The following is a 14552-nucleotide window of genomic DNA, read 5'->3' on the forward strand; positions in this document are numbered from 1 at the left end:
ATCGCTCTCAGCTTTACAGTCAATTATAAGTGATAATATCAACGATACACTGACGGGATAATTGCAAATTATGACGATAGATGAGGTACTACAGCTAACTCGTGTCCGATTACAAAAAGATTTATATCCCGTACAAGAAATCATACTCCGCCAAGTTTGGGAAGGAAAGACTTATACAAGTATCGCATCTGCCTCTCATTACGGAGAGCATTACCTGAGAAACATCGCCTCATCCTTGTGGCAATCTCTCTCTCAAATCTTGCAGACATCTATTAGTAAATCAAATTTTCGCTCTTGTGTAGAATCACGTTCCCTGACCACAGAGGAACGAGAATTAATTGAAGCATTCACCCGCAGCCAATGCCTAGCCACACCTTTAGAATTTCCCGGATCTCCCGTGCCCCTCGGTTCGCCATTTTATATCCATCACCCGCTAATTGAAGAACTCGCCTATCGAGAGATTGCCAAACCAGGAAGTGTGCTGCGGATTAAAGCTCCCAGGAAGATGGGAAAAAGTTCCCTTCTGCTACGCATTTTAGAGCGCGCGACTTCTCTTGACTATCGAACTGTAAGTTTAGATTTTCAGCAAGCCGAGGAAGCTGTCTTAGCCAATATCGATAAATTTTTACGCTGGTTTTGTGCCAACATCAGCCGTCACCTAGAATTACCACCTCTATTAGATGATTATTGGGATGAAGACATGGGTAGCAAAGTAAGCTGCACTATCTATTTGCAACAATATATATTAGCACAAATAAGTACCCCTCTTGTGTTAGCTTTAAATGAAGTAAATAGAATTTTTGAGTATCCCAAAATTGCCAGAGAATTTTTGCCGCTGCTGCGAAGCTGGCATGAAGAAGCAAAGCGGATTGAAACTTTGGGAAAACTGCGGTTAATCGTTCTTCACTCCACAGAAATTTATATTCCTTTAAAGCTCACTGAATCGCCTTTTAATGTCGGTTTACCGCTGCAATTGCCCTATTTTACAGAAGAGCAGATACTTGCTTTAGCGCAGCGTCACGGACTAGATTGGACAGAGGGTTCCGATGCCGATCGACTGATGGCAATGGTGGGGGGACATCCTTATCTGGTGCGGCTCGCTCTTTACCACCTCTGTCAAAACAGTGTCAGGCTAGATCAGCTACTACAAGAAGCTCCGACAATAGCGGGAATTTATAAAGATTACTTGCGGAGTTTTTGGGCAACATTGCAAGAGTATCCCGAACTTGCGGTTGCACTTAAACAAGTGGTAAAATCGGAACACGGAGTGGAATTAGATCCGATAGTAGCTTCTAAATTATTTAGTATGGGCCTGCTTCATATCGATAACAACCGCTGTACGCTAAGCTGCGAGTTGTACCGCCTCTATTTTGGTTCGCACCACTTTGTTTAGTTATTGCCCCACCTGAAAAATCTGTTCTGCCGTTAAGTTGAAATCGGGGAAAGCAAGCGATCGCACCACATCCTAAACCAACTTTTTTGATGCTAAAAGCTCTATTTCAAATTATCCCATAAACGGCATGACTCAGGTAACATACCAAATTGGTGGCAGTCTCGCCAGTGATGCGCCTACATACGTAGTGCGGCAAGCAGATTCCGAACTTTATGAAGCCTTAAAAGCTGGCGAATTTTGTTACGTCCTTAACTCCCGGCAAATGGGCAAATCTTCTCTCTTAGTCCGCACCCTGCACCGACTGCAAGCAGAAGGTTTTCAATGCAGCACGATCGACATGACCCGTATTGGCAGTGAAAATATCACTCCTTTACAGTGGTATAAAGGCATGATTGGGGAACTGTGGCGCGGCTTCAATCTTTTAGGGCAAGTTAACTTAAAAACCTGGTGGCGTGATGAAGAAGATGTATCATTTCTGCAAAGATTGAGTCATTTTATTGAAGATATTTTGTTAGTCAAGTTTTTTGACCAACAAATCATTATATTTATTGATGAAATTGACAGTGTTCTCAGTCTAGATTTCCCTGTCGATGATTTTTTTGCCCTAATTCGCTTTTGCTATAATCAACGCTCAATTAATCCAGAATATAATCGCATTACTTTTGCAATATTTGGAGTAGCAACACCTAGCGATTTAATTGCTGATAAAAAACGAACTCCTTTTAATATTGGTAGAGCGATACATTTACGAGGTTTTGAACTAGAAGAAGCCCAGCCATTAGCCGCGGGATTGGCAAGTGGAGTCAATAATTATCAAGCTATTCTCAAACAGATATTGGCTTGGACTTCTGGGCAGCCATTCCTGACGCAAAAGCTGTGCTATTTAGCCTACATAGCAACTCAAAGTACACCGCAAAAAGTGGTAACAATTCCAGCAGGAACAGAAGAGGCTTGGGTAGAGCATTTAGTGCGACAAAATATCATTAATAAATGGGAATCTCAGGATGAGCCGGAGCATTTAAAAACCATAAAGGATCGGATTATTCGCAACGAACAACGCGCGGGCAGATTACTCGGCATCTACCAGCAAATTTTACAATATAATCCCCCCTTAACCAGCGGTTCTGTTTCATTGTGGGACTTTGAAGAGGACTCTATGGGCAGTACCCCCGTGCCTGATCCAAATCTTTATAGGGCAACTACAGGGGAATTGCCCCTACAAGCAAATGAAATATTTCTACCTTTGAGCAAAAGAGCGGGAGGAGTATCAACTGATGACTCACCAGAACAAATTGAACTATTATTATCGGGATTAGTTGTCAAAAATAATGGTTATTTACAGGTGAGAAACAGGGTTTATGCTGAAGTTTTTAACCTCGAATGGGTAGACAAGCAATTAGGGCAACTGCGCCCCTACTCGCAAACCTTCGATGCTTGGGTTGCTTCACAACAAACAGATTTTTCCCGACTTTTGCGGGGACAAGCCTTAAAAGATGGTCAAATCTGGGCGCAGGAAAAAAGCTTGAGTAACCTAGACTATCAGTTCTTAGCTGCTAGTGCCGAACTAGATAGGCGAGAAGTTCAACAAGCTTTAGAAGCAGAACGCACCAAAGAAGTGGAAGCGCGGCTGGCAGAGGAACAAATGCGATTAATTCAAGAAAAAAAAGCAGCGAAACGACAGAGGCGCTTACTATTTTCTGTTAGTATTGCACTGCTGCTTGCCGGTGCTTTAGGAGTAACAAGTTATTTTCAGTATCGCCGAGCCGTTATTAGTGAGCGCGAAGCTCGGATGAGTGAAATTGAAGCGCTGGTTTCTTCCTCGGAGGGACTGTTTGCCTCTAATCGCCGATTGGATGCACTAATAGAAGCAATTAAAGCTAAGCGCCGACTACAAAACTTAGGCAATAAAGATAAAAACCTTGAAGATCAAGTGATAAATGTATTGCGTCAAGCGGTTTATGAAGGGGTTGAATACAACCGTTTATCGGGACATAAAATGGCAGCTTTAGGAATTGACATTAGTCCAGACAGTAAGTTTATTGCCTCCACAAGTGTGGATAAAACTATTAAACTTTGGGGTCGGGACGGAACGGAAATAGCAACAATTAAAGGTCATCAGGCGATCGTTCGGTCTGTAAAATTTAGCCCGGACGGTCAGTTTATTGCTTCTGGAAGTGATGATGGAACTGTAAAACTTTGGCAGCGAAACGGCACTTTGTTGAAAACTTTTCAGGGTCATAGTGCTGGTATCTGGACAGTGGCGTTTAGTCCCGACGGTCAAACAATTGCCTCTGCCAGCATGGACAAAACGGTGAAACTCTGGAATAAAGACGGCAAACTGTTAAGAACTCTCCAGGGTCATACTGCTGGGGTACCCTCAGTGGCTTTCAGTCCAGACGGTCAGACTATTGTTACGGCAAGTGGAGACAAAACGGTGAAACTCTGGAACAAAGACGGCAAACTGTTAAGAACTCTCCGGGGTCATACTTCTGTGGTATCTGCAGCAGCGTTTAGTCCAGACGGTCAGATTGTGGCTTCAGCAAGTGGAGACAAAACGGTGAAACTCTGGAACAAAAACGGTACTTTGCTTAGAACGCTTGAAGGTCATTCTGCTGTAGTCTCCGAAGTTGTTTTCAGTCCAGATGGTCAGACTCTTGCTTCTGCAAGTCGCGATCAAACTGTAAAACTCTGGAATCTTGACGGAACAGAATGGACGACATTGAGAGGTCACAGTGCCTCGATTTGGGGGATAGCTTGGAGCCCAGACGGCAGTTTTATTGCTTCGGCGGGTGCAGAAAATACGGTGCGGCTGTGGCAGAGTCAAAACCTATTCGGGACGATGATTACTGCACATAAAGCCGGGATTTGGGCGATCGCACTGAGTTCGGATAGTTCTACAATTGCTACAGGCAGCGAGGATGGCACGACTAAGCTTTGGAGTCGGCAAGGCAAATTGTTGAGGACTTTCACTGTAGAAAACGCTGCGATTTATGCTGTTGCCCTGAGTGGCGATGGCAAGTTAATTGCTTCTGGCAGAATTGATAATAAGGTGAATATCGGGACTCGAAACGGAAAAGCGATCGCAACTTTGGTAGGTCATAACACTACGGTTTTTGCATTGGCTTTCAGTCCTGACGGTCAAATTCTTGCTTCTGGAAGTCAAGATAATACTATCAAGCTTTGGCGGCCCGATGGTACTTTATTGCATACTATGACAGGACATCATGCTCCTATTTGGCAGGTGGTATTTAGCCCTGACGGTCAGCTAATTGCCTCGGCAGGAGGGGATGGTTCTGTGAAGCTGTGGAAGCTTGATGGTACTTTAGTGAGAACTTTTCAAGGTCATACTGCTGCTGTGTGGAAGGTGGCATTTAGCCCTGACGGTAAATTTCTGGCTTCTGGCAGCGGGGACAATACGATTAAGCTTTGGACTGTGGATGGTAAGTTACTGAGAACTCTGGAAGGTCATCTGGCCGCGGTATGGGGGGTGGCGTTTAGCCCGGATGGTAATATTATTGCTTCTGGTAGTGTAGACAATACGCTGAAGTTTTGGAAGCTTGACGGTACCCAATTAACGACGCTCAGAGGTAACTCTGCGGCGATTCGGGGGGTAGCGTATAGTGGGGATGGGTCATTTGTGGCTTCTGTGAGTGAGGATAATACGCTGATTTTGTGGGATGTGGAGCGAGTTTTGAAAGTGGATTTGTTGGCTGATGGTTGCGATCGCGTGCGAGATTACTTGCGAACAAATGCCGATGTGAAGGAGGAGGATAGACATTTGTGCGATCGAGTGGGCGATCGCTAAATTATCCGAAACAATTAACTATCAATTATGAAAGATTATTCTTACCAAATTGGTGGCAGTCTCACAACTGATGCGCCTACATACGTCGAACGACAAGCAGATATCGAACTTTATCAAGCCTTAAAACTCGGCGAGTTTTGCTACGTCCTCAACTCCCGACAGATGGGCAAATCTTCCCTTCTCGTTCGCACCCTGCACCGACTGCAAGCAGAAGGATTTCAATGCAGCGCGATCGACATGACCCGCATCGGTAGCGAAAACATTACTCCTTTACAGTGGTATAAAGGAATCGTTGGGGATTTGTGGCGCAGTTTCCATCTTGTAGGAAAAGTTAATTTAAAAACCTGGTGGCAAGAACAAGAAGAAGTTTCTCTCCTGCAAAGATTGAGTCAATTTATTGAAGAGATATTATTAGTAAAATTTCCGAATGAGCGAATTTTTATATTTGTCGATGAGATTGATAGTATTTTAAGCTTAGATTTTGCCGTCGATGACTTTTTTGCCTTGATTCGTTATTGCTACAACCAACGAGCCATTAATCCCGCATACAACCGAATTACCTTCGCGATTTTCGGAGTAGCTGCACCCAGCGATTTAATCGCCGATAAAAATCGGACACCTTTTAATATCGGAAAAGCAGTAGATTTGCACGGTTTTTCCTGGGAAGAAGCCTCTCCTCTAACTCAAGGGTTAGAGAGTGTAGTTAGTAATGCCGAGGCAATTATCAAATCAATATTAGCTTGGACTTCTGGGCAACCATTTCTGAGCCAAAAGCTGTGTCAATTGATAGTAAGAGCGACGCGAGAATCTCACAGTGACGTGCTGATAATTCCACCGGGAACTGAAGGATTTTTTGTGGAATCGGTCGTGCGATCGCACATCATCCAGAATTGGGAATCTCAAGATGAACCAGAGCATTTAAAGACGATCCGCGATCGCATCCTGAGAAATGAGCAACGTGCTGGCAGACTACTAGGCATCTATCAAAAAATCTTACAAGGAGTGGAAGTACCCACCGATGACTCGCGAGAACAAGTAGAACTATTGCTGTCTGGTTTGGTAGTAAAATACCAGGGTTTTTTACAGGTAAGAAACCAGATTTATCAAGAAGTATTTAACACAAAATGGGTAGAAAAAAATCTCGCTTCCTTGCGTCCATACTCTCAAGCCTTTGATGCTTGGATAACTTCCAAGCAGACAGATAAATCCCGACTGTTGCGCGGACAGGCATTGAAAAATGCTCAAGCTTGGGCCCAGGGTAAAAGTTTGAGTGACTTAGATTATCAGTTTTTAGGCGCTTCTGAAGAATTAGACCGAAGAGAAATGCAGGTAGGATTGGAAGCAGAACGGGCTAAAGAAATTCAAGCCCGACTAACAGAAGAACAAAAAAGACTAGCTGTAGAGAAAAAAAGTTCTAAGCGGCAAAAAATTTTGCTATTGGTAGTAACTATAGCATTAATTATCGCCTGTGGATTGGGGGTAGCGGTGTATTTTCAGTATCGGCAAACTGCTGTCAGTGAGATCAAAGCGATCGCCAAATCTTCCGAAGCCTTATTCGCCTCAAATCAAAAATTAGACGCATTCATAGAGGCAATCAGAGGAAAGCGACAACTGCAAAAATTAGGTGGTGTAGAACCAGAGAGCGAACGCTCAGTTAAAGAAGCTCTCCATCAAGCTGTTTATGGAGCAGTTGACTATAATCATTTATCGGGGCATGACAATGTGGTGAACGATGTAACCTTCAGCCCTGATGGGGAACTCATAGCCTCAGCTTCTGCCGATAAAACGATCGATCTTTGGGAAAAAGACGGTACAAGACTAGGAACGCTTCAAGGGCACAACAATGCAGTTTGGGGAGTCGTATTTAACCCCAGAGGGGATTTAATTGCTTCGGGTTCGGCGGATAAAACAGTTAAACTTTGGCGTAAAAACAGTACAAAATCAACCAAGGTCAAGCCGAATTATACCTTATGGCAGACCTTAAAAGGACATACCAATAATATTTCACAAGTTGCGATCGCTCCTAACAATCAAACTATTGCTTCCGCTTCTAAAGATAAAACCATTAAACTCTGGAGTACAGACGGCAAACTGCACAGAACTCTCACCGGACATACAGATGAAGTTAACAGCGTTGCCTTTAGCCCGGACAGTCAAACTATTGCATCTGCGTCTAAAGATAAAACAGTTAAACTCTGGAATGCAGACGGTAAACTGATCCGAACCCTCACCGGACATACGGATAGAGTTATGAATGTTGCCTTTAGCCCTTCAGAATATCTCATTGCCTCGGCGAGTGCCGATAAAACAGTCAAACTTTGGAAGCTTGACGGCACTCTGGTAAAAACCCTAACTGGACACAGCGATGCCGTGACCAAAATCGCTTTTAACCCTCAAGGTGCTTTGCTTGCCTCGGCAAGTCTAGACAGAACAGTCAAACTGTGGCAGCTTGACGGGACTCTGGTAAAAACCCTGCTAGTCGCGAAGGATGTCGTCTCTGGATTGGCGTGGAGTCCTGACGGGCAAATCTTTGCCTCATCCAGTTGGGATGGCCCGATCGCACTCTGGAAGCTTGATGACAGTTTGCTCAAGACTCTTAACGGACATCAAGCATCAATTTACACCATAAAATTTAGCCCTGATGGTAAGACAATTGCCACCGCCAGTCGTGATAATACTGTTAAACTTTGGCGGCTTGATGGTAGTTTAATTCGTACTTTCCCCAAACAAGCTGATAAAGTTTTCGGAGTAGATTTCAGCCCAAACGGAGACACTATTGCTACAGGGGGTTATGACAGCACTGTTCGATTGTGGCGACTAGATGGAACCTTAATCAAGACTTTTACTGGACATCAAGGTAGAGTTTTCGCGGTTGATTTCCATCCAGATGGACAGTCACTCGCCTCGGTGGGTGAGGACAAAACGGTTAAAGTTTGGAGGATTGACGGCACCCAATTGGCAACTCTCAAAGGACATACCGATTACATTAACGGAGTGGCCTTTAGTCCCGATGGCAAGCTCATTGCCTCTGGTAGTGTGGACGGCACTATCAAACTTTGGCAGTGGGATAATGCGATCGCCTCTGGAAAGCCCAACTACAAGCTTCTACATACTTTAACAAGCCATCGCGGCCAGGTACCTGGAGTGGCATTTAGCCCTGATGGAAAGACTCTCGCTTCAGCAGGTATGGATAGAATGGTGAGGCTTTGGCGACGCGACGGTACAGAAATCAGAGCCTTAAAGGGACACAAAAATGCGGTGTTCTCAGTGGCATTTAGCCCGGATGGTAAGACTCTCGCTTCAGCAAGTTTTGACGGCACTGTTAAACTTTGGAGCTACGATGGTAAAGAGCTTCAAACCTTAAAAGGACACGGGGATGGGGTGTTCGGAGTGACATTTAGCCCTGATGGGAAGTTCATCGCCTCAGCAAGTCAGGATACCACAGCAATTGTGTGGAATTTAGAGCGAATTTTCCAGCTCGATTTTCTCCAGTATGGATGCGACTGGGTGCGGGATTATTTGCGGACGAATGCCGATGTGAAGGAGGAGGATAGACATTTGTGCGATCGTATTAAAACGGAATAATCTCAAGTCCGCTTTATTAGGAATAATAGATTAATAGGTGTGGGCTAGAGCATCATAAGATTAGAGGATATTTATCATGCTTGGCTACTTTTTAGTGAAATATACTATAATACTAAATCCGGCTTAACTACTCCCTTTATCTCTCAGTCTGCAGAGGCGGACTTCGTTTTTGTAGGGGCAATCCCCCCGTGGTTGCCCTGGTTTCAACCGCCGAAGGATACGCAGAATGATCGAGGGTAGAGACAAACCGGATTTAGTATAATAACTACAGAGTAATGAAATCGCTAGCGGTGAGAATACCGGGGGTAATATTGTTAAGCTTCGCCAACAATTGATTGGTGTCCGTCACAGTAATCAAAGTTTGATTGTTGCTGGAAGTAATACTGAGTTGATTAAAACTCAAATCAGGATTCAACCCAATTAAATCCTCTCCCCTGCGGAAATCATTAATGATGTCGCTACCCGAACTTTGATTGAGGAAAAACACATCATTTCCCGAACCTCCAGTCAAAGTATCGTCCCCAACATCCCCGGAAAGGAAATCGGCACCGCTGCCACCGCTGAGAATATCATTACCTTTGCCGCCGTACAGGGTATCGTTACCGATGTCGCCACAGAGCACATCGTTTTCATTGCCACCCAACAGCAAGTCGTTGCCCTCACCGCCATCGAGACTGTCGTTTTCTTTGCCGCCGTAAAGCGTGTCATTTTCCAATAAGCCAAAAATCAGGTCTGCACCTTCATTGCCAAAGGCAATATCGTTGCCGTTTCCAGCATTAATTGTGTCATTTCCTAAGTTGCCTAAAATGTCGTCGTCCCCATCTTCACCCAGCAAGATATCGTCATCTTTACCGCCAAAAATGCTGTCGTTACCAACGCCGCCGGCAACTGTATCATTGCCGATATCTCCCCTCAAAAAGTCGTCGCCCTCACCACCAACAACAGTGTCATTATCTTTGCCAGCGTAGATGGTATCGTTGCCAGCGCTGCCAGAGATGAAATCGCTGCCTTCATTGCCAAAAATTGAGTCGTTATCTGCGCCGCCGTCAATGTTGTCATTGCCGGCCATGCCGTAAAGAATATCGTTGCCGGCTTGTCCGTTAATTGACTCGTTGATGACACCGCCCATGATGAAGTCGGTAGTGTCGCCGCCGTTGATAGTTTGTTGGACGGGGTTGGGGGTAATGGTGGCAGGATCTAGTTGCGGGGCGTTGAGGCTATCGAGTAGGCAATCATCTGCCGCCGGAGTTGGCGTCGGCGTCGGAGTTGGTGGGGGAGTTGGTGTGGGAGTGGGTTCGGGTGTGGGAGTCGGAGTCGGTTCCGGTGTGGGAGTCGGAGTCGGTTCCGGTGTGGGAGTCGGTTCGGGAGTCGGTGTGGGAGTGGGAGTGGGAGTGGGAGTGGGAGTCGGTGTGGGAGTCGGTGTGGGAGTGGGAGTGGGAGTCGGTGTGGGAGTCGGTGTGGGAGTCGGTGTGGGAGTCGGTGTGGGAGTCGGAGTCTCAGTGGGAGTGGGAGTCGGAGTTGGAGTCGGCGTGACTGTAGGGTTAAATTCATAAGCGCCAATATCAACGATCGCACTTCCGTTATTATCACCATCTTGAGGGCGACTCACACCGCGCTGATCAGCAGCCGGCGCGCCCGCACCAGTACCCGTATCAATTGCCGGACTTCCTGTTAGCAGCGGCCGCACTAAAGCGCCGTTAATATTTGCCAAAGGGCCGAGTAAAGGGTCTGCGATCGTCACATTTGCCGTAACATTACTATCATTAGGATCTCCCACGGTCAGTTTAGCGGGAAATTGAATATTGTTTCCCCCATCGATTAGCTGCCGTCCAGTGTGCTGCCTCGTTTTAAAAGGATTACTTGCCGTATTCCTATCAAAAATCGAATTCTTGACAGTAATTGGCGATTTCACAGGATCGTTAAAAGTAGCAATACCTCCCGAAAATTCAGCGGTATTTTGAGCAAAAGTCGAATTTACGATGTTAGTCGAAAAGGAATCTCTGTTAGCGACAAGCATTCCTCCGCCCTGCTTAGCAGCGCTGTTGCCGGAAAATGTACTGTTAACAATGCTGATATTTCCATTCCCTCCTGCCCACAAACCGCCCCCATTATCTTCAGCTTGGTTATTAGCAAAAGTGGAGTTTGTTACAGTAAGATCCACATTGCCGTGACGAATTGCGCCTCCCGAACCTCCAACTCCTGCTAGATCCTTAACAGCTTTATTGTTAATAAAAGTGCTATTTTCCAAAACCACTTTATCTTGCAAATAACCAAACAAAAAGGCTGCGCCTCCTTCTCTCGCTCCGATATTGCCATCAAAAACGCTGTTGCGAATAGCAATAATTCCGGCAACGGGGCCGGGGGTTGCATTCGGCCCCGAAGCATTAGCGCCATCGACGTAAACTGCCCCGCCAACGCCTTTATCTGTCACGTTGCCGGTGAATTTAGAGTTTTCGATCGTCATGCTGCCCAACAGGTTATTAACAGCACCGCCGTAGCTGCCTTTGTTGTTGGTAAATTCGCTATCTCTGATAGTCAGAACACCGCCGCTTTTAGTGGCGATCGCGCCGCCCCCCCGTTCGGTATTGTTAGCTAGTGAACCATCATTGCCGCTAAACTTGCTGTTAATGACAGTCGTCGTGCTGCGGAAACCCGTGTAAATGCCGCCACCGAAACCGGCAACATTATTATTGACTTGGCAATTTTCTAAAGTTAAAGTGCTGCTACCTCCAGTTTTAATGCCACCTCCGCTGCTAGTTGTCTCATTATTCGGATCGGTTCCAGAAACTTTGCCGTTGGCAACAATCAGGTTTTTTAGAGTAACATTTGTTAAACCTTCTGTGAGGATAACCCGCGAAGTATTGTTGCCACTGATGGTTAAATTGGCTGCACCAACTGCATCAATTGTCAAGTTTTTGTTGATGACAAGTTGACCAGAAGTGAGGGTAATTGTTTGGCTGGCAAGTGTGGAGGCAAATTGAATGGTATCGCCGGCTGCTGCAGAGGCGATCGCATTTCTCAAGGAACCCGGCCCGCTATCATTATTGTTGGTAACGGTAATAGTTGCTAAAGTCCCTTGATACTCCGCCATTGCTTCTGGAGTCAAGGCTAGCGGTGCTTCAATATCACCCTTGGCAAACTCCAAATTCCAGTTACCACCGCGGCCAGTGCGATCGCTAGATGCCGCAATATCAGCCCCGGTTAACTCGCCCAGGCGATCGACAAAATCGCTTCCCGAACCCGCCGCAACATCGCAACCGTAAAGCACAATATCTGCTTGGTCGCTTAGCGCATTTCGCCACCCTTGCAACTGGCTTTCATATTGTGATAAATTATCCGAAGTCAGCGTTGCAGAACCTAGCTGCAGGCTGCCAGAATTGCCGTGAGAAAAAACGTGAACTTGGTCTACAGTTTCCCCCGCAGCAGAAATTGTTTGCAGTTTCGCAGTAATTTGCTCGACTCCGTTACCATTTTTATCTAAAATGATAATCTCTGCACCGGGAAGCACGCCATCGGCAAGAGTTTGATAGTCATCTAAGTCGGAATCAATGAAGACAAGAGATTTAGAACCAGCATTGTGGAGAAAAGATTGTGAATCCATATTGGTGGCAAAAGTTGAACTCATTTCGCATACCCATGAGAATGTTTACTATTTGCTGGTAGATTCACCTTGAAAGCAGAAGGCTAGAGATGCAGAAGGCAGTAGGCAGAATTAAAATCTCGGTGAGAGATATGGGAGATTAAAATTTAGGTAAAAGTTGAATTTTATCCCTAAGTGAAATCCGAGACTTGTCTCCCAAATCAGCTTAAGCTGTGTGAAACTTGCGATTTTTTTAGCAATTAACAGCAGAAAATGTAATGTAAATAGTCCGGCACGGGGAACCTCTCTCTGTAGATTTGCCATTCACACCCTTAGCGAGATAAGTAGTGGATCAAAGCCTTTGAAAGCCTGGGTCAGGTAAAATTCATAAAAGATTTTTTGGGGTTCCTAATTCCTGAGAATCTATCTAGCTATTACCTGATACATTCACATTAGGGAAAACCAGGAAAATTTCCCCTAAAAAATTGATGAATTTAACTTTTTTTATAGCTGGCAAAAAGTTCCCCAAAATCTGCAATTTAGTGTTGAGAAAGCTTGCTTTATTCGGAGACTCCTGAGCTGGCTAGCCAGCTCAGGAGTGCAATAGACGGATGTGCCTCATTCTAGGTGTGGGCGATCGGCAATAAACAAGATTTATTACCGATCGCTGTTGAAAAGAATCAGATCGATCGCTCCTATTCGTTGGCGTAGCCCCCGTAGGGGGGGGCTGCGCTAACGTCATCCACCAAATTTCAGGAGTTTGAGAGCTTTCTTCACCACTTCTAACCGGGCGGGCGGCTTATGGCGCACCCTACCCCCGGCAGTTAGATTGTTACCTGAGTGAAATCGCTAGCGGTGAGAATACCGGGGGTAATACCGTTAAGCTTCGCCAACAATTGATTGGTGTCCGTCACAGTAATCAAAGTTTGATTGTTGCTGGAAGTAATACTGAGTTGATTGAAACTCAAACCAGGATTCAACCCAATTAAATCCTCTCCCTTGCGGAAATCATTAATGATGTCGCTACCCAAACTTTGATTGAGGAAAAACACATCATTTCCCGAACCTCCCGTCAAAGTATCGTCCCCAACATCGCCGCTGAGGAAATCGGAACCAGCACCGCCGCTGAGGATATCATTAGCTTTGCCTCCGTACAGGGTATCGTTATTGGTGTCGCCGAAGAGCACATCGTTTTCATTGCCGCCGAACAACAAGTCGTTGCCCTCACCGCCATCGAGACTGTCGTTTTCTTTGCCGCCGTAAAGCGTGTCATTTTCCAATAAGCCAAAAATCAGGTCTGCACCTTCATTGCCAAAGGCAATATCGTTGCCGTTTCCAGCATTAATTGTGTCATTTCCTAAGTTGCCTAAAATGTAGTCGGAGCCATCTTCACCGAGTAAGATATCGTCATCTTTGCCGCCAAAAATGCTGTCGTTGCCCAGCCCGCCGGCAACTGTATCATTGCCGAGATCTCCCCTCAACAAGTCGTCGCCCTCACCACCAACAACAGTGTCATTATCTTTGCCAGCGTAGATGGTATCGTTGCCAGCGTCGCCAGAGATGAAATCGCTGCCTCCATTGCCGAAGATTGAGTCGTTATCTGCGCCGCCGTCAATGTTGTCATTGCCGCCCATACCGTAAAGAATATCGTTGCCGACAAGTCCGTTAATCGACTCGTTGATGCCGCCGCCCATGATGAAATCGGCATCGTTACCGCCGTTGAGAGTTTGTTGGACGGGGTTGGGGGTGATGGTGGCAGAGTCGAGTTGCGGGGCGTTGAGGTCATCGAGCTGGGAACCATCCGAGGCCGGAGTCGGAGTTGGCGCGGGTGTTGGTGTCGGCGCGGGTGTTGGTGTCGGAGTGGGAGTCGGCGCGGGCGTCGGAGTTGGCGCGGGTGTTGGTGTCGGCGCAGGTGTCGGCGCGGGCGTCGGAGTTGGCGCGGGCGTCGGTGTCGGCGCGGGTGTTGGTGTTGGAGTTGGTGTTGGCGCGGGCGTCGGTGTCGGAGTCTCAGTCGGAATTGGCGCGGGCGTCGGAGTTGGCGCCGGCGTCGGTGTCGGAGTGGGAGTCGGCGCGGGCGTCGGAGTTGGCGCCGGCGTCGGTGTCGGAGTGGGAGTCGGCGCGGGCGTCGGAGTTGGCGCCGGCGTCGGTGTCGGAGTGGGAGTCGGCGCGGGCGTCGGAGTTGGCGCCGG

Annotated in this window: 5 protein-coding genes; 3 read left to right on the forward strand and 2 right to left on the reverse strand. The window is 46.5% G+C overall.

Features of this window, described 5'->3' with window-relative positions; translation table 11 throughout:
- Window positions 1–70: 70 nt before the first annotated feature.
- The 3 genes from QUB06_RS19905 to QUB06_RS19915 all read left to right on the forward strand — a co-directional run bounded on the left by QUB06_RS19905 (window position 71) and on the right by QUB06_RS19915 (window position 8783).
- The gene (locus QUB06_RS19905) at window positions 71–1393 is read left to right on the forward strand and encodes an AAA-like domain-containing protein (protein ID WP_333289009.1); all 1323 of its coding nucleotides are present in this window, start codon (window positions 71–73) and stop codon (window positions 1391–1393) included.
- 127 nt (window positions 1394–1520) lie between these two features.
- Window positions 1521–5198: a WD40 domain-containing protein gene (locus QUB06_RS19910; protein WP_333289007.1), complete on the forward strand. Its 3678-nt coding sequence runs from the start codon at window positions 1521–1523 to the stop codon at window positions 5196–5198.
- Between the two features lie 27 nt (window positions 5199–5225).
- A complete protein-coding gene (locus QUB06_RS19915; protein ID WP_333289005.1) occupies window positions 5226–8783 on the forward strand; it encodes a WD40 domain-containing protein in 3558 nt (1185 codons plus the stop codon).
- 265 nt (window positions 8784–9048) lie between these two features.
- Here QUB06_RS19915 and QUB06_RS19920 read toward each other — a convergent pair whose 3' ends face one another.
- Together QUB06_RS19920 and QUB06_RS19925 are read right to left on the reverse strand one after the other, a co-directional pair.
- Window positions 9049–12408: a DUF4347 domain-containing protein gene (locus tag QUB06_RS19920; RefSeq protein ID WP_333289003.1), complete on the reverse strand. Its 3360-nt coding sequence runs from the start codon at window positions 12406–12408 to the stop codon at window positions 9049–9051.
- A gap of 779 nt (window positions 12409–13187) precedes the next feature.
- On the reverse strand, window positions 13188–14552 hold a 1365-nt coding region (locus tag QUB06_RS19925; protein WP_333436719.1), incomplete at its 5' end, for a calcium-binding protein.

It is taken from the genome of Microcoleus sp. D2_18a_D3, assembly GCF_036702455.1.
Classification (GTDB): Bacteria; Cyanobacteriota; Cyanobacteriia; order Cyanobacteriales; family Microcoleaceae; genus Microcoleus.